Below are 23,720 nucleotides of genomic sequence, written 5' to 3'. Positions count from 1 at the left end.
TTTTCAAAGGGGGCTAACAAGCAACTCCGACGCCCGAAAACCCGCTGTTCCTCCCCCCCTTTGTAAAAGGGGGATTGAGGGGGATTTGCTGTTCGCGCCAAGAGCCAATCCCCCATCGCCTTCGGCGCCCGCCCCCTTTTTCAAAGGGGGCTAACAAGCAACTCCGACGCCCGAAAACCCGCTGTTCCTCCCCCCCTTTGTAAAAGGGGGATTGAGGGGGATTTGCTGTTCGCGCCAAGAGCCAATCCCCCGTCGCCTCCGGCGCCCGCCCCCTTTTTCAAAGGGGGCTAACAAGCAACTCCGACGCCCGGAAACCCGCTGTTCCTCCCCCTTTGCAAAAGGGGGATTGAGGGGGATTTGCTTTTAGGCTTCTCCAGGACAAAGCAGCCGAGCAAGCTCGGCTCTACAAGGGTAGCGGGGCCTGCATTGGTTCGATGCGGCTTTCGCCGCGCGCGATGCGCTTGAACTCGGCGCGGCTGACCGAGACGTAGCGGTCGTTGCCGCCGATTTCCACCTGCGGGCCGTCCTGAACCGCGCGGCCTTCCTCGTCCACGCGCACGGTCATGATCGCCTTCTTGCCGGTGTGGCAGATGGTCTTGATTTCGGCGATCTCGTCGGCCCAGGCCAGCAGGTACTGGCTGCCTTCGAACAGTTCGCCGCGGAAGTCGGTGCGCAGGCCGTAGCACAGCACCGGGATGCGCAACGCATCCACCACTTCGCTGAGCTGCCACACCTGCGGCTTGGTCAGGAACTGCGCCTCGTCCACCAGCACGCAGTCGAGCTTGCCGTGTTCGGCGAGGTCCGCGCGGATCAGCCTTTCCAGATCGGTGTCGTGGACGAAGGCGGTGCCGCTGGCCTTCAGGCCGATGCGCGAGGCGACCACGCCGGTGCCGGCGCGATCGTCCAGGCGGGGGGTCAGGATCAGCACGCGCATGCCCCGCTCCCGGTAGTTGTGGGCGGATTGCAGCAACGTGGTGGTCTTCCCGGCGTTCATCGCCGAGTAGTAGAAGTAGAGCTTGGCCATGCGCGGATTCTACTGCCGCGCATGGCCGGCCCGTCAGGGATTGACGGGCGCGGGCTCCTCGGGCACGTCCGGTTCCGGCGCGTCGATCTGCGGGGTGGTTTCCGGCACGCGCGAGCTGGGGGCCGGCGGCAGTTCATCGACCTGCTCCACCTCGCCCACCGAGACCCGGCCGATGCGCGGTTTCGCCCAGACCTGGTCGGTATAGGCCCAGTACTTCTTGGCGTCCCAGTAACGTGGGTCGTAGAACTTGCTGCCGTCGATGGTTTGCTCGCCGCCGGGACCGGGCACGATGATCTGCACGTTGCCGGCGAAGCCGGTGCGGCTGCCGGTGATTTGCATGCGGCCGCGCCGCAGCTGGGTTTCATAGCGCGGCTTGGCGGCGGCGTCGCCGAAGCGGGCATAGATGGCCTGGCCCTCGCTGACGGCGCGCTCGCGCTCGGCCTCGGTCAGGGCACTCCAGTAGCGCTCGCGCAGGCCGAGGAAACCGGCATAGCCGCGCTCGGCAGCCAGATCCATCCAGGCGTAGGCCAGCACCCTGTCCTGCGGCGCGCCCTGCCCGTTCCACAGCATTTCCGCGACCATGCCCTGCGAGGGCTTGTCGGCATAGAAGCTGGCGCGGCGGAAGAAGCGCATCGCGTCTTCATACTTCTTGGCCTTGAACGCCTCCATGCCCAGCAGGCGGTACTTCATGTCCGGGTGATGGGTCAGGAAGCCGGCCGTGATCATCAACGGATCGGACGTCGGATCCGGCGGCGGCGCGGGCTTCTTGTCCGCCGCCATGGCGGCGGATATCGGCAGCATGGCCAGCAGCCAAAGTCGTTTGCGCATCATCCTGATCATTTCCTGTAAATCCCCGGTGGTCCAAATCCTAGAAGGAATGCCGGCGACTGTCTCTCCCACTGATGGCACGGTCGCGCGGATGGATGGCGGCGCTAATCCCGGATGATCTCCATCCAGGACACCCGCCCGTAGTGCGAACCCATGCCCTGCAGGTTCAGGGACACGCAGCCGGGCGTGCCGGACGCGCCTCCGACACAGGCCAGCGATGGATTGCTCCCCTGCACCAGATCGCCCAGCAGGATGCCCGGGTCGGTCACCATCCCCAGGTCCAGATCGATCGATCCCGTCGGCGTGCCATCGACATTGTCGTTTCCGTCGAAACGGCCATCGCCGTCCACATCGAAGAACGGATTGGAGGTAGCGCCGCCGGAGAAGGCGTCGATCGCATTGAGGTAGCCACGCCCCGCGCCGCCGCAGCCACCGCCTTCCGCGATCATGCTGGACGCCATCAGCGTACGGCCGCCGATCACCTGCTGGGTTTCGCCGATCATGCGCTCGCCTTCGGCATCGGTGCCCGGTGTCTGCAGGTCGACCACCCAACCGCGCTTGCCGGTCATGTCGTTCGCCGACGCCTTGCCGAAGGCGCGCACGGTTTTTCCGCCGATGCTGCCGGTGGCAACGATTCGCCGCGTGCGCAGTTGATTCCGACTGGCCGCAGTACCCCGGTCCTCCACGCCATACCAGCTCTGCACCGACACGTCGGCGGCGTCGTCCGCGCTCAAATAGCTCCCGGTGCCGAAAAACACCCAGGGCCGACGGGTGGCGGGGTGCAGGGCGACGCCTACCCCGCCGGTGATGGGCTGGCGTTGGCCTGCCGCGTTGGTGGCGGTGAACATTCGGCTGGCCTGCCCGTTGCCCGCGGTACCCGACAGGTCGAACCGCCATACGTTGCCGCGCAGATCGCCGGCATACGCGGTATCGACGCGGCCATCACCGTTGCGGTCCAGCACCGTCAACGCGGAAAGTCCGTTGCCGGTTTCATTGCCCGCCACGATCTTGCCGATCCGCTCGCCGGTCTCCGCGTCGAGCACGTACAGGGCCGCCCGACCGCTGGGGCTGTTGATGCCGTTGGGTACCAGCGCCACCGTCCGGGCCGCCCCTCCCTGCCCGGCGATGCGATGGATCTGCGGGCGCGACAGCACCATCCCCATGTCCTCGTCATCGGTGTACTCCCATCCGGCCGGCGCGCTGGAGGGTTTGGCCAGATTCAACGAAACCGCGTACACCCTGCGTCCGCCACGTCCCAGCGTGCCGACCACGGTGACCTCATCGCCGTCGATGCGTCCGGCCACCAACGGGCCGTCGACGTAGTAGCGATGCCGGTACTTCTCCGCCTCGGCGAGGTACTTCAGCGATTCCATGTCCAGCAAGCCGGGCACGTAGGCGAATATCTCCTTGCCGGTGACGGCGTCGAACGCATGCAGCATGCCGTCGTTGGCGCCGACAAAGATCGCTTCGGCGTTGGCCGTCTTCACATGCAGCGGCGAGCTATGCACGATGTCGCCCAGCACACCGGAACGGACGCGCAGACCCTTGCCTTCGCGACTGCGATCGCCGCGAATCCAGTCGGCGACCGGCTCGGTGAGCGTGTCCTTCTGCGCCAGGGTCGGAAAAGTCGCCAGTTTCGACAGGCCGCGTCCGGATTGCCCGGCCTCTCCCTGGGTGAATATGTGCCGCTTGGCGGCGGCGGGGATCTGGCTGGCCGCGCGCCAGATCGGCGCGCCGGAAATACCGCTGGCCGTCACCGGATAGGCCTTCAGATCACCTGTCCACCGTTTCGAGGTGAAGTTCGCCACATAGGTGCGGCTTCCCGCCTTCAGCTCGGGTCCGTTGAAACTGATGCTGCTGGCCGAGCTGTTGCCCACTCCCACGTCGTCGAGGATCTCGGTGAATCCTTTCGCCAGATCCTCCGGTTTTTTGGCGCTGACGAACAGGCCGCGACTGTTGAGGGTTGCGTGGAACAGATCATCCACCCGATGCGTCTCGTCGCCTCCATACGGGTCCATCCAGGACTTCTGCCCGGACCTGAGCAGGGGCAGATCATCGGCGCTGAGGTAACCACGATTGACGATGGAAGCGGCCGACACCACCATGTGTTGCCAGAACGCCGGATTGGTATCGGACGCGGGCACGTTATTGGTCAGGTCGGGACGCAGGTCAGTCTTCCAGTAGTGCATGACCAGATCGGCCAGGGTGTCGGCATGCGTGTCGGCATGGGGAGGACCGGGCTGGTACCGGTAATGCCGGCCGTCGGGCCCGTGGATGTCCTCGCCGGGCGTGCCATCGGTGTTGCCGACCGGCCGGTAGCGCAGCGAGGGGTTTTCCCATAAGCCGTTGCTCGCCACGATCACGTGGTTCTGCCGACAGGTGGCCTGCTGCGAGAGGTTGCCTGGTCCCCACGGCCCATTGGCATCGCTGCGGGAGAAGTAGTCGCCGGCATTCTGCAGCGCGGTATGTAGCGCCGTCGCCGTCCACGTGGCCCGCTCGCCGTACATCCGGCTGAACCAGGCACTGCGGTTGGACGACACGCCCGGCTTGTCCCGGAACCGCCCGCCATCCGAATTCACCGGGATTGGCAGTTCGATCCCCTTGATGCCGGTGGCGAGGTTCATGTAGCCGACGCGGTAGTGCTCCGGCAACTGGCTGAAGGCCTCGCCCGCGGCGGCCTTGCCGACCTTCAACCGGGTGCGGTGATAGCCGTACCAGTTGGCGTAGTTCTTCCATTCCTCGGCCAGGGAACGCCGGATGGTCCGCCCGTCCTCGGTTGTCCAGGTGAAATCCCATACCCGCTCGCACTCCCCCTGTTCCATCCAGAAATAGGTTGTTTTCTTCCAGATGCCGTTGTCGCCCATTTCGGCCGTCGTGCAGCGCCACGCGGTGTCCGCGTTGACCAGCCGGTAGAGCGTGTACTGGAGCAGGTCGCTGATGTTGTCGCCGTTGTGCTTGAACACGTAGAACGGCTGCCCGAGCCATCCGTACTTGTTCGGCTTGTATATCGGCGGGGGTGCGCCGGAATGCGTCGGATCATGCGGGTCCCAGTCGTACAGCGAACCCCGCGGGCTTTCGGCGATCCTGCCGATGGTCCGGTCGTAGGCGGGCACCGCCAGATCCAGATGCGTGTAGGTGTTCGCCGGATCCATGTCCGGGTAGCGGCTGCCATCCGGACGTACCCAGGGCCGGTACGTCACCCGCGGATCATAGTGGAGCAGATTGTACTTATAGGAAGCGTCCCTGCTCTCACCCCTCATGTAGTGAAATCCGCCGTCCTTGCCGTTGTAAGTCTTGATCGTGCTCCGGCCGTACCAGGTGTGCTTGTAATCGACAAGCCGTGTCGCCGGCAGCGAGTTGTTCAGGAGCAGCATGATGTTCGGCGCCACCGCCGAGCCGGACACCAGCGGTTCGGCCGGAATCGGGACGTCGTCGATGGCGGCCCGCACCGGCGCGCACAGCAACGTGATCAGGAAGGCGGCGGTTCCCGCGAAAACGCGGGAGCTCCGCCGGGAATGCAGACAAGGGGTTCTTGGTTTCATCGCAGCCGGCTACGGTGAGGGAGAAGAAGGCGCGGGGACATGCACCACCGAGCGCAGCACCACCACTGCGCGATCGGGAGCCTCGTAGCGGGCCTCCACCTGGTAGGCCTCGACCAGGCACAGCGGGTCCCTGATCGCGCCGCCGGGACCCAGGACACGCGAGCAGCCATGGGTGGATTCGGCGCGTCCGCGATGCACGACCAGATAGCGGACGTTGTCCGGATTGGGTACGGCCAGCGTATTCTTTTCCAACGGGCTGGCCCTGCGTGCGTATTTCTTGAACAAGGCGGTGATCTGTTGCTCCGACAGCACGCTCTGCGGTTTTCCGCAGAGGCCGTTGACGCAGTCGCTGCCAGCGGCCGGCGGCGTCGATGACGACCGTGCCAACCTTTCGCCTTCGCGCAAGGCCGCCTCGGTGGCCTGGAAGGCCAGGCCGCGATCGAACAGGTTGGCGGTCATGCGCTCTTCCAGGTTGCCGATACGCAGGCTGGCCAACGCCAGCAGGGTCATCACCAGCAGCAGCACCAGCACGACCAGCAGGGTGTTGCCCCGCTGGCGCGCGCGTGGGTCGTGGAGACAAGGACGGGATGCGGCGCTCATGGATTGCGGTTCCGCAGGCTGACGACATGCACGATGCGGCGGCCGATTTTTTCGTTGCCGGCGCCGCCGCCCGGCGAGGCTTCCAGTTCCAGCGCGACACGCACCGCGCGCACCGCCTTCCAGTCGCCGACCTGGGCGGCCGGGACGTACTCGGTCTTGCCGGGCAGCAGGTAGCGCAGCGTCAGCGTGCGCACGCCGTCGATGACTTCCGCCCTGTCGTCGCCGACGTGGGATCCCGACGCCGGCGTCACGCGATACAGCGCTCGGCCGCCCCGCGGGTTGGTGCCCACTTCCCAGCGGATCGCGGCGACCGGGGCCAGGAAGGCCGGGCGGAGCGCGGGGTCGAGAGGAAGTTGCTCTTCGTCGCAGTTGCCGGAGATCACTGCATTGCAAGCTGAAGGCGTATAGGAAACGGCACTTCCCTCCACGCCGGATGCGCTCAGCAGGTAACCGGTGTTGCCGTCGCAGGCCAGCAGTTCATCCGCCTGCTTGAACCGGGGCGGGCCGACGTGACTCAATGTGTTGGAGATGTGCGTCTCGATGGGCACGGCACCCGCCGTAGCCGAGCGCAGTTCGATGACATCACCCAGTTGCCCGCTCCATCCCCGCAGGCCATCCCCCCAGAGGCCGAAGCCCCATGCGGGCTTGCTGGCTGCACCCGCCCACCGGATCAGCGGCATCTTTTCCGGCGAGGCAGCCGCGGCCGCCGTGCTTGTGTCGACGGGCGTCCGGCACACGGTGCCGTCCGCGGCGCGGAGGTCGCGCGCCATCAGTTCGAATCCGGCGCGGGCGTTTTCCTGGATGCGCGACAGCGCCTCGGTGCTGTCGTAGACGGCGCGATTGCTGGTGAACAGGCCGATCGCGGCCAGCACGACCAGCAAGCCAAGCACGACGGCAATCATGAGTTCGATCAGCGACAGGCCCGCCATCGACGCGGGCGGCATCGCGATGGTCCGGCGCCGACGGGCCCGCGTGCACGGGAAGGACGGGAACGCAACGGCGCTCATGGGCGGCTCTTGATGGTGAGGGTGTTGCCCGACTGGCCGCCGGGCAGGCGCGATTCGTCCCACTCCACCGTGATCGCGCATTCGCCGCTCTTGGGATTGCAGGCGACGGTGCCGCAGGCGCCCTCCCCCAGATCGTTCCGCAGCGCCGTCACCCATTGGCGCAGATCGTTCTCGGCCAGCGTGCCGGCGGCGCCGGCACTGGCGTTGCAGGTCCGCTGCAACTGGTAGGCGGCCAGGAACGTCGCGCGCGCGGAAGAGGAAGTCAGCGCTTCCGGCGGCATCGCCGCGCGGATCGCATCGAGCATGCCGTAACTCTCGATGATGGCCTGGGAGCGCATCGCCGATACCTGGTTGGCCTTCAGCGCCACGCTCTGGGTGGCGGCCACGCCGAGCAGGCCGATGCCGAGCACCAGCACCGCGACCAGCACTTCGAGCAATCCGGCGCCTGTCATCCGGCGGCGCGTGGTTGGCGACCGGAGCGCGGCACTGCGTTGACCTATTTTCATCCGCGCCTCAACTCGGCGATGTGTCGGGGAAGGGGCAGGCGCCATCGCCGTTGGCATCCCTCACGTCCACGCGTCCGCTGGGATGCAGCACCACGTCGCGGATGTTGTTGGCGGGCCGGGAGGTGGGAATGCAGACCCGCAGCGTGATCGGGCCGGACAACGACGGCCAGGGTCCGTTCGCCGGCCGGCCATCCGCGCGGTAGGCGATCCGGTGTTCCCAGTAGTTGCTGTTGGACGCCGCCCCGGGAATGAACTCGACGGGCGCATTGAACTGCGTGAACGCCAGCGATCGGCTGCCGCTCTCCCCCTCGGGCTGGGCGAGCAGCAGGCCGCGCCATCTGCGCTCGCAGCATCGGCATTGGGCGCCGTCTGCGGAATCGCAGATCATCACCTTCCGGTTCTGGCGGATGGCCTCGACGCGCGCGGTCTGCAGGGTGGCGATCACCTGGTTGCTGGCCGCGCCCAGGCGGTTCTGGTTGATCAGGGTCTCGAAGGAAGGGAACGCGATCGCGAGCAGGATCGCCAGCACCGCGATGGTCACCGCCAGTTCGATCAGCGTGAAGCCCGCCGCGTTGCGCGCCGCATCGGGACACGCGCCACTCCGTCGCTTCAAACCCATTGCGCTCTCCACCGCGTAGCCCCTCACGGGAACGATCCCCCTGCATCAGGCGCCATGCCTTGGACGTTTCCGGCCGGCACCCACGGACCGGGAATGGAATCGTCAACACGGTGGGAGGGCCATCGGAGAATTCCGAAAGGCGCGCAAACGCGGCGATGGTCACGCGGTGGACGATGCGTTGCCGGCAGTTTCGGCGTTACCGGAACGCGGGTGCGTCGGGCGCTTGGCCGTCGCCACGCGGCGTGCGCGGGCCCGCGCTTCGTTGGCTGGATCTTCGTCCCGTCAGTCCGACGGTGACGGGCATTCGCCGTTGCCGCTGGAGGCGGTCACTTCGACCCGGCCACTGGCGCGGATCGTCACGTCGCGGATGTTGTCGCGCGGGCGGGTCGTCGGAATGCACAGGCGCATGCGGCCGGAAGACAGGAACTGCGGGCGGGTGCGGATCCGGCCGTCGGCGTCGTATCCCGTCCAGCCCGCCGCGGCCTGATTGAGTTGCAGGACGATGCGGCCATCCATCCGGGTGGCGGCCACCACCTCGATCCCGTCGCCCTCCGGTCGATAGGCCATCCAGCCGGCCGGGGACGGCGCGTCGTCCGAACAACGTTCGCCATCCGCACTGCGGCAGAGGTCGACCCGCGTGTGATGGGTGACGGCTTCCAGGCGCGCCGCATTCAGGAACGCGAGCATCTCGTTGCTGGCGTTCGCCAGGCGATTGCCGTTGATCAGGTTTTCAAGCGACGGCATCGCCATCGCGCCCAGGAGGGCGAGCAACGCGGTCGTCGCCATCAGTTCGACGAGGCTGAAGCCTTCCGCGCACTTGCGTGCGCCATGCCATGTGGGTCGGTGCATCCGTTGACTCCGTGGGTATCGATTCGTGCCATCGCGGCGCGATCCCCGGATACGAACAAGAGTGCGTCACGTGACAATGGGAGGAGACCACGGCAGCCGGTGCGACCCCATCGGAATCGTCCGAAAGCACGCGAACCGGGATGACGGTCTAGTGGGCGACCGTGGAACGGATGCGGCGTGACCGCCGTTGCCCCGCCGATGCGGGGCCGGATGTCAATGTGAAAATTTTCTGTTTCGAGCCGTTCCGGACCCCGATGCGGGGCGGCCTTGGCCCTACAATAGCGCCCCCATGCAAGGCCTCAACCCTCCCCAACGCGCCGCGGTCCAGCACGTGCACGGACCGCTGCTGGTGCTCGCCGGCGCCGGCAGCGGCAAGACGCGCGTGATCATCGAGAAGATCGCGCACCTGATCACCTCGGGCCGGATGCCGGCCAAGCGCATCGCCGCGATCACCTTCACCAACAAGTCCGCCAAGGAAATGCGCGAGCGCCTGGGCAAGCGGCTCAAGAGCGACGTGACCGACGGCCTGACCGTATGCACCTTCCATGCGCTGGGGTTGAAGTTCCTGCAGATCGAGCACGCGGCGGCCGGCCTGAAGCGCGGCTTCTCGATCTTCGACGCCGACGACGCGGCCGCGCAGATCAAGGATCTGATGACCGGCGCCAAGCCCGACGCCATCGACGCGGCCAAGAACCTGATTTCGCGCGCCAAGAATGCCGGCCTGTCGCCCGAGGAGGCGATGGCCGCCGCGCGCAGCGCGCGCGAACAGGAGGCGGCCAGCCTGTACGCGCGCTACCAGGCGCGCCTGTCGACCTTCAACGCGGTGGACTTCGACGATCTGATCCGACTGCCAGTGCAGATCCTGGAAGGCAACGAGGAGATCGCCAAGGCCTGGCGCGAGCGCATCGGCTACCTGCTGGTGGACGAGTGCCAGGACACCAACGACGCCCAGTACCGCCTGCTGAAGCAACTGGCCGGCCCGCGCGGCGATTTCACCTGCGTGGGCGACGACGACCAGAGCATCTACGCCTGGCGCGGCGCCAACCCGGACAACCTGCTGGAGATGGCCAAGGACTATCCCAAGCTGGAAATCATCAAGCTGGAGCAGAACTACCGCTGCTCCAACCGGGTGCTGCGCGCGGCCAACACACTGATCGCCAACAACCCGCATGAACACCTGAAGAAACTGTGGAGCGACCAGCCCGACGGCGATCGCATCCGGGTGTGGGAGTGCCGCGACAGCGAGCACGAGGCGGAGAAGGTGGCCGCCGAGATTTCGTTCCTGCACACGGCCCGCGAGGCACCGTGGAGCGACTTCTGCATCCTGTTCCGCGGCAACCACCAGTCGCGCGTGCTGGAAAAAGCGCTGCAATTGCTGCGCGTGCCCTATCACCTGACCGGCGGCACCGCGTTCCTGGAGCGCCAGGAAGTGAAGGACGCGCTGTCGTGGCTGCGGCTGGTCGCCAATCCGGATGACGACACGGCGTTCCTGCGCGCGGTGCAGTCGCCCAAGCGCGAAGTGGGCACCACCTCGCTGGCCAAGCTGGCGGAGATGGCCCAGCACGCGAGCATGCCGATGTCGCGCGCGGCCGAGTCGATGACCGTGCTCAAGGCATTGCCCGCGCGCGCGGCCAACGGCCTGAGCGCGTTCAACGACGTGATCCGGGATCTGCGCGATCACACCAAGACGCTGTCGGCCAAGGAACTGCTGCTGCGGTTGGTCGAGCGCTCCGGCCTGCTGGCCGATCTGCGCGCGCAGAGCAAGGATCAGGCCGGCTTCGAACGCCGGCGCGCCAACCTGGACGAGCTGGCGGACTGGTTCGACGGCGGACCGCGCGGCGGCAACGTCGGCGATCTTGCCGCGCAGCTGGCGCTGCTGTCGCGCAACGACAAGGACGACGGCGGCAACCAGGTGCGGCTGATGAGCCTGCACGCGGCCAAGGGCCTGGAGTTCCGCTATGTCTTCATCGTCGGCTGCGAGGACGGCACCCTGCCGCACGAGATCAGCGTGGAGGAAGGCAACCTGGCCGAGGAACGCCGCCTGATGTACGTGGGCATCACCCGCGCCAAGCAGGCGCTGTGGCTGAGCCACAGCCGCGAGACCCGCCGCTTCGGCGAACGCATCCGGCTGATGCCGAGCCGCTTCCTGGATGAACTTCCCGCCGCCGAGTTGCAGCGCGACGGCGCGGACCCGGTGGCGGATGCCGAGCGCAAGAAGGAGCGCGCGAGCGCGGGGCTGGCGGCGATTCAGGCGTTGCTGGACGGGTAGGCGGGCTTGCGTCCTTGAGCCGCTGTTTGGCGGTTGTCTTTGGGTTTGCGCGAAAGAGCAAATCCCCCGTCGCCTGCGGCGCCCGCCCCCTTTTTCAAAGGGGGCTACCAGGAGACTTCAACGGTCGGAAACCCGCTGTTCCTCCCCCTTTGAAAAAGGGGGATTGAGGGGGATTTGCTTTTGACGCATCGCAGGACACAAGGTGGACGCCGCCCCGTCCGTCTCGCTAGGCTGCGCGCAGGCTCTTCGCAGGTGTCTCCATGACCCGATCCAGTCCCATCTGGTTGCCGATCGGTTTTGTCATCGCGCTGATCGGCATCGGCTTCAAGTACTGGCAATTGCCCGTCGATCAGGCGGTGCTGCCGGTCGCGCTGTATACGCCCGGGCTGGCCGCCGTGGCGGTGGTGGCGATGCTGCTGCGCGCGTTCGGGACCGGGCGTTTCCTGCGCGTGTGGCTGTGGGCGGCGCTGGCGGTGCCGACGGCGGTGGTGCTGCGCCATCTGCTGGCGGGCGATGCGGCGATGGTGCCGTGGCCGCGGGAACTGTGGATCGCGACCATGCTCGGCTTGGGCGCGTCCCTGATCGGTACCGTCATCGGCAGCCTGCTGCTGTTGCGCAGCAGCCGGCGCCCGCAATGAGCGATCTGGCGGGCGCGTTCCGGCTGCTGGCCGGCTACAACCGCTGGATGAACGAGCGGCTGTACGCGCTGGCCGGCGACTTGCCGGAGGCGGAGGTCACGGCGGATCGCGGTGCCTTTTTCGGGTCGATCTTCGGCACGCTGAGCCATCTGGTGGTGGCCGACACGATCTGGCTGAAGCGCTTCCGCCAGCATGCTTCGGGATCGGAAATCCTGGCGCCGATGGATGCGCTGGAGCTCCCGCGCGTGCTGGATGCCCGACCTTGTGTCGATCTGCCCGCGCTGCGCGCGCGGCGCGAATGGCTGGATGGGATCATCGTCGCCTGGGTGGACACGCTCGACGCGGCGACGCTGGCGGTGCCGCTGGAATACCTGAATCTGCGTGGCGATGCGTTCCGGCGCCCGCTGGACGGCACGCTGCTGCATTTCTTCAACCACCAGACCCATCATCGCGGGCAGATCACGACGCTGTTCGCGCAGATGGGGGTCGACGTGGGGGTGACGGATCTGTTCGTGCGGGTGCCGGATCTGTCTGAATCCGCTTTGCCTCCCCCTTTGAAAAAGGGGGATGACCCGCCATGCGGCGGTTGAGAAGCACTTGAGGGGGATTTGGCTTCGGCGCGAAGAGCAAATCCCCCGTCGCCTTCGGCGCCCGCCCCCTTTTGCAAAGGGGGCCAAGGAGGTTTTTCTGCGCACGGAGCTGCTTTTACATCCCCCTTGACCAGCCATTCGGCTGTTAAAAACGAAAAAGGGGGATTGAGGGGGATTTACGCTTCCCGCTGCGCCAGCAGCTGCGCGATCTGTTCCTGCAACGCGGCGACATCCGCTTCCAGCGCCTGCACCCGCGCTTCCAGATCCGAAGCGCCGGAAGCCGACGCCGCCGGTGCCCGCGCGGCGATGGCGGCGACATCCACGGGGCCGGACAGCAGGTGCATGTAGCGGTCCTCGCGCTGGCCGGGGCCGCGCGGAATCTGTACCACCAGTGCGGGCTGGCGCTGGGCGAGGCGATCCAGGTGGTGCCGCAGATCCTCGGCGTCGGCGAACTTGGCCAGCCGCTCGCTGCGCGCGAGCAGTTCGTGGATGGTCTGCGGGCCACGCAGCAGGAGCAGGCCGAGCAGCGCGACCTGTTGTTGCGGCAGGCTGAAATGCTGGCCGGTGCGGTGTTCGTAGCGCTCGGCGCGGGAAGAGAACACCTGTCGCGCCAGGCCCTTCTGTTCCAGCGCGCGCAGGCCGCGGTTCACTTCGCCCGGCTCCAGGTTCAGCACCGGGTCGCGGGCGGTCTTCTGGTTGGATGCCGACTGGGCGGCGTTGACGGTCAGCGGATAGACGTCCGGCGTGGTGGCCTCCTTCTCGATCAGACAGCCCAGCAGGCGGGCTTCGGTGGCATCGAGGGTCGGCGCGGACGGCATGGTCTCGGAGGAAGAATCGGATTCGGTACTCATGGCGATCAGGATAACGCCCCCGCATGGCAATCCCGCGCCGCCGGTGGCCGGATGCCCGGAAAAGCGGCTGAAACCGGGCTCGGCTAAAATCGCGCCACTCCTGTTCGATGGAACCGCGATGCGTCCTGCCCTGCTGACGGCCAGTGTCCTGGCCTCCCTCCTGACCCTGTCCGCGTGCAAGCGCACCGACGCGCCGGCTCCGGCCGCGCCCGCCGACGCGCCGAAGGCCGAAGCCGCCGCCACGCCCGCGGCCGGTTTCCACGACAACCTCAACGCGGTGGCCTGGGTGCAGACCTCGGTGGAATACAAGGCGCTGTCCGAGCAGAGCTACCGCGCCGCCGCCGACCACCTGGACGCGGCGCTGAAGGAAAAGCACTGGGACGCGCTGGTGCCGGACGAGCGCGGCAACGCGGCCACCGGCCTGAAGCCGGCGGTGGTGATGGACGTGGACGAGACGGTCCTGGACAACTCGCCCTACCAGGCGCGCCTGATCCGCGACGGCAAGGAATACGACGAAGTCAGCTGGGACCAGTGGGTGGCCGAGAAGAAGGCCAAGCCGGTGCCGGGCGTGGTCGATTTCGCCAAGGCCGCCAATGCCAAGGGCGTGACCGTGCTGTACATCTCCAACCGCGCGGTGCATTTGAAGGAGGCCACCCTGGCCAACCTGCGCGCGGTCGGCCTGCCGGTCGCCGACGACAGCGTGTTCCTGGGCCTGGGCACGGTGGTGGAAGGCTGCGAGCAGAACGGTTCGGAGAAGAACTGCCGCCGCCGCCTAGCCGGGCAGAAGTACCGCGTGCTGATGCAGTTCGGCGACCAGATCGGCGACTTCGTGCAGGTCGAGGTCAACACCCCCGAAGGCCGGCAGAAGCTGTATGACGAATACGAGGACTGGTTCGGCGAACGCTGGTGGATGTTGCCCAACCCGACCTACGGTTCCTGGGAGCCGGCGCTGTTCAACAACGACTGGGCGCAGCCGGCCGAGGCCCGCAGCCAGGCCAAGCGCGCCGCGCTGGACGTGGCCCGATGAGCGGCCGGCCGCTGCAACTCGGTCCGCGCGAGCGGCTGATCGTCGCGCTCGACGAACCCACCGGCGACGAAGCGCTGGCCTGGGTGGAGCGGCTGGGCGATGCGGTGCAGTTCTACAAGATCGGCATGGAGCTGCTGGCCTCGGGCGACTACTTCCGGGTGCTGGACGAACTGGCGCGGCGCGAGAAGAAGATCTTCGTCGACCTGAAGTTCTTCGACATCCCCGCCACCATCGCCGGCGTCATCAAGGGCCTGTCCCGCTGGCCGGTGAGCTACTGCACCCTCCACGGCTGGCATGCCGGGATGATGGAGGCCGCCGCCGCCGCGCGCAGCGGCGACCTGCGCCTGCTGGCGGTCACCGTGCTGACGTCGATGGATGGCAAGGATCTCAAGGCGATGGGCATCGACGGCGAACCTGCCGACATCGTCGTCCAACGTGCGCTTGCGGCGCAGGCCGCCGGCATCGACGGCGTGATCGCCTCGGGCCAGGAGGCCGGCGTCATCCGCGCCGCCACCGGTCCGGGTTTCGACATCGTCTGCCCCGGCATCCGCCCGGGCGGCCCGGTGGGCGATGACCAGAAGCGCACGGTGGGCGTGGCCGAGGCCTTCCGCCTGGGCGCGGACGCCATCGTGGTGGGCCGGCCGGTCCGCCAGGCCGCGGATCCGCGCGCGGCGGCGGAGGCGATTCAGCGTGAGATCGCCGAATCACTCATATAAATCATTAAGTTACACGCCATTTACTCAGGTATTGCTTTAAGTTTGGCCGAGCGCTAGGCTGTGCGCCATCCGGCTTCGGCCGGACATGTGCCACAACACATAGTCCTCCGGCTTCGGCCGGCTTCAGGAGGCTGGCGGTTCCCATCCGGGATCGCCGCCTCCTTTTTTATTGGACCAAGAGCAAATCCCCCGTCGCCTTCGGCGCCCGCCCCCTTTTTCAAAGGGGGCTATTAATACGGCCATCTTTCAGCGGCACTGGACCGGCGGTTGCCTCCCCCCTTGCAAAAGGGGGATTGAGGGGGATTTGCTTTAGCAAGGAAGGAAACAGGGACCGGCGTCCCTTGCCCCGATCGCGCCGGACCGGCCAAGATGCGGCCCGACTTGGGGAAGTCTGCCGATGCCTATCGTTCCGCGCGCACGCCGCGTACTGCCCGTCCTGGTACCGCTGTTGCTGGCGACACTGCTGGTCGCCTGCAAGCGCGAACCGGAGGAGCTCGCCGGCGCGACCAGCGAACCGGCCGCGACCGTGCGCGAGCTGGTGGACCACCTGCGCCGCGACGACCTGGCCGGCTTTGCCCGTGCCGCGGTGCCGCCGGCGGACCATGCCGTCCTGGAAACCGCCTGGCGCGAGGACCGCAGCCGCTGGCCGCTGACCGAGTTGCCACTGAGCCAGCAACTGGTGCCGATGCTGGCCACGTTCTCGGCGCCGGGTTCGGAACAGGCGCTGATGCGCGACTTCAACCGCCAGTTTGCCCGCCAGGATCGCGATCTGCGCGATGCCGCGCGCTCGCTGGGCCTGTTCGGCGTGCAGTACCTGAAGAAGGAAGGCGAGTACTCGCCGACCCAGCGCGTCCACTACACCCAGGTGGTCCAGGCGCTGAGCGCCTGGGCCCAGGACGCACCGCTGGCCGACCCCGCGCTGGCCCGCAACACCATCAACCGGATGGCCGCCGCCGCCCGCAAGGCGGGTCTGTCCAGCGAAGCCGATCTGCGTGCCGCCGGCATGGACGGCAGCCTGCGCCGGCTGGCGCCGGTGCTCGCCGAGACCAAGGCGACCTTCACGCGCTACGGGCTGCCGCTGGAGACCACCCTCGCGGACCTGCGCACCGGCCTGGTCGAGCAAAAGGGCGACCGCGCCACCGTGCGCATCCACTATCCGCTGGGCAACCGCGAGATCGACAGCCAGGTCAGCCTGGAGCGCCGCGACGGTCGCTGGTACCTGAGCGATTACCTGCGGGCGGCCGAACGTGCCCGGCCGCCCCCGCCACCGGCCGAGCCGCCCGCCGAGCCCGAACCCCCGACCTCGGCACCGCCGACCACCGCCGCCAGGTAGGAGCGCCGTCCCCGGCGCGAGCCCTTCGGCCCGTCCCTGGGAATCACGCACATGCGAGACCATCCATAAAAGCTCGCGGCCGGAGGCCGCTCCTACCTTGGGACCTGCCGGCCCAACGCACGCACGCCCCACCGGCAGGAGCGCCGTCCCGGCGCGAGCCCTATCCGTCCGGCTCCGGGAACCACTCACATGCGAGACCGCGCACAGAAGCTCGCGGCCGGAGGCCGCTCCTACCCCCGGGGTGCGGGTAGGCGCTTTTCTGCCGGACAGGCCCGTGCGCCATAATGCCGCCGATGCCAGAACAGAACCCCCTGCCGTTCCCGGAAGCCCCCGCCCCGACGCCGCCGGACAAGAAACCGGAAGCGCCGCGCGAACCGGCGTCCGAATCCCCTCCCCCGGCGCGCCCGCCCGTGCCGGCACCGCCCGCGCGCGCCTCGCGGCGGCCGCTGTGGGCCCGCCTGCTGGGTCGCCTGGCCGACCCCTGGCTGTCCCTGCGCATCGATCCGGAGTCGCCGCGGGAAGTCGTGGACGGACGCCCGATCTGCTACGTGCTGGAGGACTACGGCCTGTCCAATGCGCTGATCCTGGACCGGGCCTGCCGCGACGCCGGCCTGCCCTCGCCGCTGGAACCGCTGCCGGTCGGCGGCGACCCGCTGGGTCGCAAGCGCGCCTACGTGGCGCTGTCGCGGCGCAACGCCAGCACCCTGATTCCCGACCAGATCAGTGCCAAGACCCATTCCGGCTCGCTGGCCAAGCTGCTCGACGCCCACCGCGTGAACCCGGACCTGGATGTGCAGCTGGTGCCGGTGTCGATCTTCGTCGGCCGGGCACCGGACAAGCAGAGCGGCTGGTTCTCGGTGCTGTTCTCGGAAAACTGGGCCATCGTCGGCCGCTTCCGCCGCCTGCTGGCGATCCTGCTCAACGGCCGCGGCACCATCGTCCGCTTCGCCGCGCCGGTCTCGCTGCGCGACACCGTGGCCGAGGGGCTGGACCCGGAACGCACGGTGCGCAAGCTCTCGCGGGTACTGCGCACGCACTTCCACCGCATCCGCGAAGCCATCATCGGACCCGACCTGTCGACCCGGCGCCTGCTGGTGGACCAGGTGCTGGCGGCCGAGCCGGTGCGCGAAGCGATCACCGAGCAGGCCCGGCGCGACAAGAGCAAGCCCGAGGACGCCTGGAAGAAGGCGCACGCCTACGCCTGGGAAATCGCCGCCGACTATTCCAACCCGGTGGTGCGCTCGGCCAGCTTCCTGCTCTCGCACGTGTGGAACCAGATCTACGACGGCGTGCTGGTCCACCACCTGGACAAGTTCAAGGAGGCCGCGCCCGGCCACGAAGTGGTCTACGTGCCCTGCCACCGCAGCCACATGGACTACCTGCTGCTGTCGTACCTGCTGTACGAACGCGGCATCGTGCCGCCGCACATCGCCGCCGGCATCAACCTCAACCTGCCGGTGGTGGGGACCATCCTGCGCAAGGGCGGCGCGTTCTTCATGCGCCGCAGCTTCCGCGGCAACCCGCTGTACTCGGCGGTGTTCACCGAGTACGTGGCACAGCTGGTCTCCGGCGGCTATTCGCTGGAGTACTTCATCGAGGGCGGGCGCTCGCGCACCGGCCGGCTGCTGCCCCCCAAGGGCGGCATGATCTCGATGACCGTGCGCGCGTTCCTGCGCCAGCCGCGCAAGCCGGTGCTGTTCCAGCCGGTCTACATCGGCTACGAAAAGCTGCTGGAAGGCAACAGCTACCTGGACGAACTCAGCGGTCGCCCGAAGGAAAAGGAATCCATCTGGGTGCTGCTGTGGAACATCCCCAAGGTGCTCAAGCAGAACTACGGCCAGGTGGTGGTGAACTTCGGCGAACCGATTCCGCTGGGCGACGTGCTGGCCGAACACGCGCCGGAATGGGACGGCAAGCCGGTCTCCGACGACGAGAAGCCGGCCTGGCTGTCCGACACCATCGACACCCTGGCCGAGCGCATCCAGATCAATATCAACCGCGCCGCGGACGTGAACCCGATCAACCTGCTGGCGCTGGCGCTGCTGTCCACGCCCAAGCACGCGATGGGCGAAGTGGATCTGATCGCGCAGATCGAACTGTCCAAGTCGGTGCTGGCGGACCTGCCGTATTCGGATCGGGTGACGGTGACCCCGCATTCGCCGGAGCGGATCATCGCCCACGGCGAGGAGATCGGCGTGCTCCGCCGCATCAAGCATCCGCTGGGCGACGTGCTGAGCTTCGACAGCGACGATACCGCGGTGCTGATGAGCTACTACCGCAACAACGTGCTGCACCTGTTCACCGCCTCGTCGTGGATCGCCTGCTGCTTCCAGAACAACCGGCGGATGAGCCGGGCCGGCGTGCTGCGCCTGGGCCGCGGGCTGTATCCGTTCCTGCAGGAGGAGCTGTTCCTGCCTTGGAGCGAGGACGAGTTCGTCGAGCGCATGGATCGCACCGTCGATGTGTTCATCCGCGAGGGCCTTCTGCAGCAGGTCAACGAGGAGGATGGCGGCATCCTGGCGCGCAGCGCCGGCCAGACCGACGAGGTGTTCCGCCTGCGCGCGATCGGCCACTCGCTGCAGCAGGCGTTCGAGCGCTACTACATCGCGATCTCGGTGCTGGTGAAGAACGGCCCGGGCAAGCTGGGCACGGCCGAACTGGAAAGCCTGTGCCAGCAGGCCGCGCAGCGCCTGAGCCTGCTGTACGCGCCGGCCGCGCCGGAATTCTTCGACAAGACCCTGTTCCGCAGCTTCATCCAGAAGATGCGCGAAATGAAGCTGGTGTGGCCGGACGAGAACAGCAAGCTGATGTTCGACGAGCGGCTGGACGCGTGGGCCAAGGACGCCAAGGTGATCCTGGGCCGCGAACTGCGCCACACCATCGAGCGGGTCAGCCCGGAAGCGGCCGCGCCGGAACCGCCTCCCGCGCCGGTGGAATAAGCGCGGTGACGGAATCGCGGCGCCCCCCCCGGGCGCCGCGCACGTTTTCAGTTGACGTGGCCGAAGCTGCGGGTGAGCCAGGCCTTGGCCATGGCGCCGGAGGCCGGATCCTCCACCAGCGGACGCAGCGGCGATCCGCATTCGCCCAGGTGCTGGGCATCATCGATCACCAGCGCCATCCGCAGCAGTTCCGCGCCGCCGGCCAGGATCACCGGCGGCAGGTATTCGCGGAAGCCGTAGTGCTCGAACGCATCGATCAGGAACGGTTCGCAGGCCACCAGCCAGAAGCGGATGCCGTTGTCCTGCGCCCAGCGGTAGGTGCCTTCCATCAGCCGATCCACCACCGGTTTGGCGCGCTGGTCGGCCTGCACCGCGAAGCGGGTGCCCACCGCGATGCTCCGCGGCGGCCAGGCGCGGGCGAAGCGATCGACCTGGAACAGGCTGCCGTATTCCACCTGCACCGCCGGCGAGCCGAAGTCGTGCAGGCGCAGGGTCGCCACCGCCTGTGGCCCGACCTCGACCACGACGGTGGTGCCGCAGCCGTCCAGGCCGTCGGCGATGCGTTTGCCACGCCCGTCCGGCCGGCCCCGTTCCAGGAAGTACACCTCGCGGCGCAGGCGCTGGACATCGCCCAGCGCTTCGCCGGGAGCGATGCGGCGGACCCGCAGCGGGGCCATGCCCGCGCCCGGATCGCGCGGCGGGGACAAGCTCCCGATGGGTTCTTTTTCCTGGTTCATGCGGCTCCCGGCCACGTCCTGCCCGCCCGAAATGGGCAACTGTTCACAGAAATGAAGCAAGCATCGGGCCAACTCCGGGCCAGCCCCGGATGCCCCGCGCGGAAGGGGCTGGGCGGCATTCCGGCGGACCACGGCGCCGCCGCCGAACGGATGGGAGGTGACGCGACGCGTCAGCTTCGGGCCGGATGGGACGCCGGGGGCGGCGGGCGAAGGCCGGTCAGGCCGGCTCGTCCGGGATCAGTGCGCTTTCCAGCCGGGCAATGCAGTCCTTCAGCCAGAGCTTGCGCTTCTTCATGCGCTTGATGGCGATTTCGTCGTCTTCCAGGCTGGTGGACACCCGCTGCGCGATCGCGTCGTCCAGCTCGCGGTGCTCGCGCCGGAGCTCGGCGATGCGCTGGGCGATGTCGGCGGGGTTCTGGCTGTCCACGCACCGAGCGTACACCGCCGGGGTTTCGTCGTCATCGCAACGCGGCCGGTACAATGGTCGTTCGCATGAACGCCATCCATCCCCTGCCCCAGGTCCTCGCCGATCCCGCGCCGCGTGGCGCGGATCCCCGCCGCCACGCCCGCGAACAGGGCAAGCTGGCCAAGCGCCTGCGCCGCCAGGTCGGCCAGGCGATCGCCGACTACGGGATGATCGAGGATGGCGACAAGGTCATGGTGTGCCTGTCCGGAGGCAAGGACAGCTATACGATGCTGGACATCCTGCTGCAGCTGCGGAAGAAGGCGCCGGTCGATTTCGAGCTGGTCGCCGTCAACCTGGACCAGAAGCAGCCCGGCTTTCCCGAACACATCCTGCCGGAGTACCTCGAATCGATCGGGGTGCCCTACCGGATCCTGGAGCAGGACACCTATTCGGTGGTGTCGCGGGTGGTGCCGGAAGGCAAGACGATGTGCTCGCTGTGCTCGCGCCTGCGCCGCGGCGCGCTGTACTCGTACGCCGAGGAACAGGGCTTCACCAAGATCGCGCTGGGCCACCACCGCGACGATCTGGTGGCGACCTTCTTCCTCAACCTGTTCTTCCACGCCAAGCTGTCCGGCATGCCGCCCAAGCTGCTGTCGGACGACGGCAAGCACGTGGTGATCCGGCCGCTGGCCTACGTGCGTGAGTCGGACATCGAAACCTACGCCGAGGCGAAGGGATTTCCGATCATCCCGTGCAACCTGTGCGGCAGCCAGGAAAACCTGCAGCGCAAGCAGGTCAAGAAGATGATGGATGCCTGGGAACGCGAGTCCCCCGGCCGCATCGAGACGATCTCGCGCGCGCTCGGCGACATCCGGCCCTCGCAGCTCAGCGATCCGAAACTGTTCGACTTCCTTTCCCTCGGCCACCGCGAAGGCGCGCAGCAAGCCGACGCGCATGCGTGGCTGGCGGGCGAGGCACGGGATTCGGAATTGGAGATTGGGGATTCGTAACACCATCCCCATCTCTTCCGTCCGACCGAATCCCCACTCCCGAATCCCCAATCCCGGCCCCTGAATGTTCTTCCGCAACCTGACGCTGTTCCGTTTCAATCCCTCGCTCGATTTCTCCCAGCTCGATGAACTGCTTCCCGAGGCCCGGCTCAAGCCGGTCGGCCCGCTGGAGCTGTCCTCGCGCGGCTTCATCTCGCCGTTCGGGCGGGGTGAGGAAGCGCTGTCGCACCGCATCCAGGATTCGATCTGGCTGAGCGTGGGCGGCGAGGACAAGATCCTGCCCGGCGCGGTGGTCAACGACCTGCTGGCGCGCAAGCTGGAGGAAATCGAGGAGAAGGAAGGCCGCAAGCCGAGCGGGCGCACCCGCAAGCGGCTGAAGGACGACCTGCTGATGGAGCTGCTGCCGCGCGCCTTCGTCAAGCCTTCGCGCACCGACGCGCTGCTGGATCTGGAGCACGGCTTCGTCGCCGTGGACAGTTCCTCGCGCAAGAGCGGCGAGAACACGGTGTCGGAAATCCGCCGCGCGATGGGCAGCTTCCCGGCCCTGCCGCTCAATGCCGAAGTGGCGCCGCGTTCGGTGATGACCGGCTGGATCGCCGGCGAACCGCTGCCCGAAGGCCTGAGCCTGGGCGAGGAGTGCGAACTCAAGGACGCGATGGACGGCGGCGCGGTGGTCAAGTGCCAGCACCAGGAACTGCAGAGCGACGAAATCGCCAAGCACCTGGAAGCCGGCAAACAGGTCACCCGGCTGGCGCTGACGCTGGACGATCACGTCTCCTTCGTCCTCGGCGAGGACCTGATCATCCGCAAGCTGAAGTTCCTCGACGGCGTGGTGGATCAGCTGGAAAACTCCGAGCGCGAGGATTTGCGCGCCGAACTGGACGCCCGCTTCGCCTTGATGGCCGGCGAGGTGAAGCGCCTGTTCATCGTGCTGGAGCATGCGCTGAAGCTGAGCAAGGCGGAGGCTTGAGGCACTGGGATTCGGGAGTCGGGAGTCGGGATTCGTAAGAGCCCTGCATTTGCCTCCCCCTTTGCAAAAGGGGGATTGAGGGGGATTTAGCTTTTGGCGCCAAGAGCCAAATCCCCCGTCACCCGCTTCGCGGGTGCCCGCCCCCTTTTGCAAAGGGGGCTACTGAAGCGTTCGTCCCCGTTTGCAAAGGGGGCTTACTCAGCACCTCGATCTCGCGAAAGCCTCCGCTTTGCCTCCCCCTTTGAAAAAGGGGGACTGAGGGGGATTTGGCTCTTGGCGCCAAAAGCCAAATCCCCCGTCACCCGCTTCGCGGGCTTCCGCCCCCCTTTTTTGCAAAGGGGGCAATCAACATCGCTCCCCTGCGCACTCCCGGACAGCCAGCAGCCGGGTATTCCATGCGATGCTTTTGTCCATGCCCTTCCGGTTGCAACGCCTGATCGCCAAGACGCCCCGCAGCGTCGAGCGCGACGTCGTCCCGCTGGCGCTGGAGGACGGCCGCACGATCGAGGTGCAGCGGGTCCGCGATCCGCGCGCGCGCCGGCTCAAGCTGAGCGTGGACGAACGCGGCGCGCGGCTGACCCTGCCGATGCGCGCCAGCCTGGTCTCGGGCGAACGTTTCCTGCACGAACACCGCGCCTGGCTGCAGGCGCAGCTGGCTCGCCAGCTCGGCGGCGAGGCACTACCTTCGCTGGTGCCGTTCACCACCGCCACCCTGCCGCTGCGCGGCGAGGATGTGCCGGTGGACTGGCAGGAAGGGCGCTACGCGGCCATCCGGCACGAAGACGGACGCATCCGCATCCAGCTGCCGGCCCGGCTGGGCGACGCCGGACTGCGCCGGCACCTGCGCGCGTTCTACGAAACCGAGGCGCGTGCGGACATCAACCGCTGGCTGCCGCGCTACCTGGCGGCGCTGCCGCGCACGCCCTCGCCGATCCGGCTGAAGATGATGTCCTCGCTGTGGGGCTCGCTGAGCCCGGACGGTGCGATGACGCTGGATCTGTCGCTGGTCGTCGCGCGGCCGTCGGCGTTCGAGTATGTCCTGGTCCACGAGCTGTGCCATCTGATCCACGCCAATCATTCGCGCGCGTTCTGGCGCGAAGTGGAAGCGCGGTTCCCGGCCTGGCGCGACGAGCGCGCCTACTTCCATGAGCATGGCCGCCGCCTCAAGGCGGGCCTGCGCGCACTGCTGGCCGGCTGAGGTTTCCGCTATCGTTCGATCCGGTGACGGACCGGCGTGGATGCCGGTTCCGGTGATCATC

At 67.5% G+C, this 23,720-nt stretch carries 21 protein-coding genes; 10 read left to right on the top strand and 11 right to left on the bottom strand.

What is annotated here, in order from left to right:
* Window positions 1-403 precede the first annotated feature (403 nt).
* The 8 genes from IQ458_RS04905 to IQ458_RS04870 all read right to left on the bottom strand — a co-directional run bounded on the left by IQ458_RS04905 (window position 404) and on the right by IQ458_RS04870 (window position 8,975).
* On the bottom strand, window positions 404-1,024 hold the full coding sequence (locus IQ458_RS04905; RefSeq protein WP_183639713.1) for a thymidine kinase: 621 nt from the start codon (window positions 1,022-1,024) through the stop codon (window positions 404-406).
* Between the two features lie 33 nt (window positions 1,025-1,057).
* A complete protein-coding gene (locus IQ458_RS04900) occupies window positions 1,058-1,852 on the bottom strand; it encodes a sel1 repeat family protein (RefSeq protein ID WP_183639715.1) in 795 nt (264 codons plus the stop codon).
* 104 nt (window positions 1,853-1,956) lie between these two features.
* Entirely contained in the window at window positions 1,957-5,301 is a 3,345-nt protein-coding gene (locus IQ458_RS19845) for a PilC/PilY family type IV pilus protein (RefSeq protein ID WP_203322093.1), read from the bottom strand.
* Window positions 5,302-5,403: 102 nt separating this feature from the next.
* Entirely contained in the window at window positions 5,404-5,994 is a 591-nt protein-coding gene (locus IQ458_RS04890) for a pilus assembly PilX family protein (protein ID WP_203322092.1), read from the bottom strand.
* Window positions 5,991-7,001, bottom strand: a complete 1,011-nt coding sequence (locus tag IQ458_RS04885) for a hypothetical protein (protein WP_203322091.1) — start codon at window positions 6,999-7,001, stop codon at window positions 5,991-5,993. Before IQ458_RS04885 ends, IQ458_RS04890 begins: the two co-directional genes overlap by 4 nt.
* A complete protein-coding gene (gene pilV, locus IQ458_RS04880; protein ID WP_203322090.1) occupies window positions 6,998-7,453 on the bottom strand; it encodes a type IV pilus modification protein PilV in 456 nt (151 codons plus the stop codon). The genes IQ458_RS04885 and pilV overlap by 4 nt, the downstream gene beginning before the upstream one ends.
* Before the next feature lie 61 nt (window positions 7,454-7,514).
* The gene (locus tag IQ458_RS04875) at window positions 7,515-8,126 is read right to left on the bottom strand and encodes a GspH/FimT family pseudopilin (RefSeq protein ID WP_203322089.1); all 612 of its coding nucleotides are present in this window, start codon (window positions 8,124-8,126) and stop codon (window positions 7,515-7,517) included.
* A gap of 282 nt (window positions 8,127-8,408) precedes the next feature.
* Complete coding sequence (locus tag IQ458_RS04870) at window positions 8,409-8,975, bottom strand: GspH/FimT family pseudopilin (protein ID WP_203322088.1); 567 nt, start codon at window positions 8,973-8,975, stop codon at window positions 8,409-8,411.
* A gap of 289 nt (window positions 8,976-9,264) precedes the next feature.
* Here IQ458_RS04870 and IQ458_RS04865 point away from each other — a divergent pair, with 289 nt between their 5' ends.
* From IQ458_RS04865 to IQ458_RS04855, 3 genes are all read left to right on the top strand, one after another.
* Window positions 9,265-11,244, top strand: a complete 1,980-nt coding sequence (locus IQ458_RS04865) for a UvrD-helicase domain-containing protein (protein WP_183639724.1) — start codon at window positions 9,265-9,267, stop codon at window positions 11,242-11,244.
* Between the two features lie 260 nt (window positions 11,245-11,504).
* On the top strand, window positions 11,505-11,882 hold the full coding sequence (locus tag IQ458_RS04860) for a hypothetical protein (RefSeq protein WP_203322087.1): 378 nt from the start codon (window positions 11,505-11,507) through the stop codon (window positions 11,880-11,882).
* Window positions 11,879-12,472, top strand: coding sequence for a DinB family protein (locus IQ458_RS04855; RefSeq protein WP_203322086.1), 594 nt, complete (start codon window positions 11,879-11,881; stop codon window positions 12,470-12,472). Before IQ458_RS04860 ends, IQ458_RS04855 begins: the two co-directional genes overlap by 4 nt.
* Window positions 12,473-12,648: 176 nt before the next feature.
* Here the strand turns inward: IQ458_RS04855 and IQ458_RS04850 are convergent, their stop codons facing one another.
* Entirely contained in the window at window positions 12,649-13,323 is a 675-nt protein-coding gene (locus IQ458_RS04850; protein WP_203322085.1) for a YceH family protein, read from the bottom strand.
* 118 nt (window positions 13,324-13,441) lie between these two features.
* Here IQ458_RS04850 and IQ458_RS04845 point away from each other — a divergent pair, with 118 nt between their 5' ends.
* The 4 genes from IQ458_RS04845 to plsB all read left to right on the top strand — a co-directional run bounded on the left by IQ458_RS04845 (window position 13,442) and on the right by plsB (window position 19,338).
* Window positions 13,442-14,350, top strand: a complete 909-nt coding sequence (locus IQ458_RS04845) for a 5'-nucleotidase, lipoprotein e(P4) family (RefSeq protein WP_183639731.1) — start codon at window positions 13,442-13,444, stop codon at window positions 14,348-14,350.
* Window positions 14,347-15,066: an orotidine-5'-phosphate decarboxylase gene (gene pyrF / locus IQ458_RS04840; protein ID WP_203322084.1), complete on the top strand. Its 720-nt coding sequence runs from the start codon at window positions 14,347-14,349 to the stop codon at window positions 15,064-15,066. The genes IQ458_RS04845 and pyrF overlap by 4 nt, the downstream gene beginning before the upstream one ends.
* Window positions 15,067-15,463: 397 nt before the next feature.
* Complete coding sequence (locus IQ458_RS04835; protein ID WP_192198302.1) at window positions 15,464-16,399, top strand: hypothetical protein; 936 nt, start codon at window positions 15,464-15,466, stop codon at window positions 16,397-16,399.
* A gap of 284 nt (window positions 16,400-16,683) precedes the next feature.
* The gene (plsB, locus tag IQ458_RS04830; RefSeq protein ID WP_192198301.1) at window positions 16,684-19,338 is read left to right on the top strand and encodes a glycerol-3-phosphate 1-O-acyltransferase PlsB; all 2,655 of its coding nucleotides are present in this window, start codon (window positions 16,684-16,686) and stop codon (window positions 19,336-19,338) included.
* A gap of 47 nt (window positions 19,339-19,385) precedes the next feature.
* Here the strand turns inward: plsB and IQ458_RS04825 are convergent, their stop codons facing one another.
* Entirely contained in the window at window positions 19,386-20,075 is a 690-nt protein-coding gene (locus IQ458_RS04825) for an N-acyl amino acid synthase FeeM domain-containing protein (RefSeq protein WP_183639739.1), read from the bottom strand.
* Window positions 20,076-20,292: 217 nt separating this feature from the next.
* Window positions 20,293-20,502 (bottom strand): YdcH family protein, encoded by a 210-nt coding sequence (locus tag IQ458_RS04820; protein WP_183639742.1) that lies wholly within the window; start codon window positions 20,500-20,502, stop codon window positions 20,293-20,295.
* A gap of 65 nt (window positions 20,503-20,567) precedes the next feature.
* Here IQ458_RS04820 and ttcA point away from each other — a divergent pair, with 65 nt between their 5' ends.
* The 3 genes from ttcA to IQ458_RS04805 all read left to right on the top strand — a co-directional run bounded on the left by ttcA (window position 20,568) and on the right by IQ458_RS04805 (window position 23,659).
* Entirely contained in the window at window positions 20,568-21,491 is a 924-nt protein-coding gene (gene ttcA / locus IQ458_RS04815) for a tRNA 2-thiocytidine(32) synthetase TtcA (protein ID WP_192198299.1), read from the top strand.
* Between the two features lie 64 nt (window positions 21,492-21,555).
* A complete protein-coding gene (locus IQ458_RS04810; protein WP_192198298.1) occupies window positions 21,556-22,461 on the top strand; it encodes a recombination-associated protein RdgC in 906 nt (301 codons plus the stop codon).
* Window positions 22,462-22,873: 412 nt separating this feature from the next.
* Complete coding sequence (locus tag IQ458_RS04805; protein ID WP_203322083.1) at window positions 22,874-23,659, top strand: M48 family metallopeptidase; 786 nt, start codon at window positions 22,874-22,876, stop codon at window positions 23,657-23,659.
* Window positions 23,660-23,720: the final 61 nt, after the last annotated feature.

The sequence above is a fragment of the Pseudoxanthomonas beigongshangi genome, from assembly GCF_016820515.1.
Lineage (GTDB): Bacteria > Pseudomonadota > Gammaproteobacteria > Xanthomonadales > Xanthomonadaceae > Pseudoxanthomonas_A > Pseudoxanthomonas_A beigongshangi.
Note: the sequence above shows the minus strand (reverse complement) of the source record. Positions and strands in the feature narration are given on the sequence as shown.

Coding starts and splice junctions, on each gene's coding strand:
- IQ458_RS04905 (WP_183639713.1), bottom strand. CDS start 1,024: ATGGCCAAGCTCTACTTCTACTACTCGGCGATGAACGCCGGGAAGACC.
- IQ458_RS04900 (WP_183639715.1), bottom strand. CDS start 1,852: ATGCGCAAACGACTTTGGCTGCTGGCCATGCTGCCGATATCCGCCGCC.
- IQ458_RS04890 (WP_203322092.1), bottom strand. CDS start 5,994: ATGAGCGCCGCATCCCGTCCTTGTCTCCACGACCCACGCGCGCGCCAG.
- IQ458_RS04885 (WP_203322091.1), bottom strand. CDS start 7,001: ATGAGCGCCGTTGCGTTCCCGTCCTTCCCGTGCACGCGGGCCCGTCGG.
- pilV (WP_203322090.1), bottom strand. CDS start 7,453: ATGACAGGCGCCGGATTGCTCGAAGTGCTGGTCGCGGTGCTGGTGCTC.
- IQ458_RS04875 (WP_203322089.1), bottom strand. CDS start 8,126: ATGGGTTTGAAGCGACGGAGTGGCGCGTGTCCCGATGCGGCGCGCAAC.
- IQ458_RS04870 (WP_203322088.1), bottom strand. CDS start 8,975: ATGCACCGACCCACATGGCATGGCGCACGCAAGTGCGCGGAAGGCTTC.
- IQ458_RS04865 (WP_183639724.1), top strand. CDS start 9,265: ATGCAAGGCCTCAACCCTCCCCAACGCGCCGCGGTCCAGCACGTGCAC.
- IQ458_RS04860 (WP_203322087.1), top strand. CDS start 11,505: ATGACCCGATCCAGTCCCATCTGGTTGCCGATCGGTTTTGTCATCGCG.
- IQ458_RS04855 (WP_203322086.1), top strand. CDS start 11,879: ATGAGCGATCTGGCGGGCGCGTTCCGGCTGCTGGCCGGCTACAACCGC.
- IQ458_RS04850 (WP_203322085.1), bottom strand. CDS start 13,323: ATGAGTACCGAATCCGATTCTTCCTCCGAGACCATGCCGTCCGCGCCG.
- IQ458_RS04845 (WP_183639731.1), top strand. CDS start 13,442: ATGCGTCCTGCCCTGCTGACGGCCAGTGTCCTGGCCTCCCTCCTGACC.
- pyrF (WP_203322084.1), top strand. CDS start 14,347: ATGAGCGGCCGGCCGCTGCAACTCGGTCCGCGCGAGCGGCTGATCGTC.
- IQ458_RS04835 (WP_192198302.1), top strand. CDS start 15,464: ATGCCTATCGTTCCGCGCGCACGCCGCGTACTGCCCGTCCTGGTACCG.
- plsB (WP_192198301.1), top strand. CDS start 16,684: ATGCCGCCGATGCCAGAACAGAACCCCCTGCCGTTCCCGGAAGCCCCC.
- IQ458_RS04825 (WP_183639739.1), bottom strand. CDS start 20,075: ATGAACCAGGAAAAAGAACCCATCGGGAGCTTGTCCCCGCCGCGCGAT.
- ttcA (WP_192198299.1), top strand. CDS start 20,568: ATGAACGCCATCCATCCCCTGCCCCAGGTCCTCGCCGATCCCGCGCCG.
- IQ458_RS04810 (WP_192198298.1), top strand. CDS start 21,556: ATGTTCTTCCGCAACCTGACGCTGTTCCGTTTCAATCCCTCGCTCGAT.
- IQ458_RS04805 (WP_203322083.1), top strand. CDS start 22,874: ATGCCCTTCCGGTTGCAACGCCTGATCGCCAAGACGCCCCGCAGCGTC.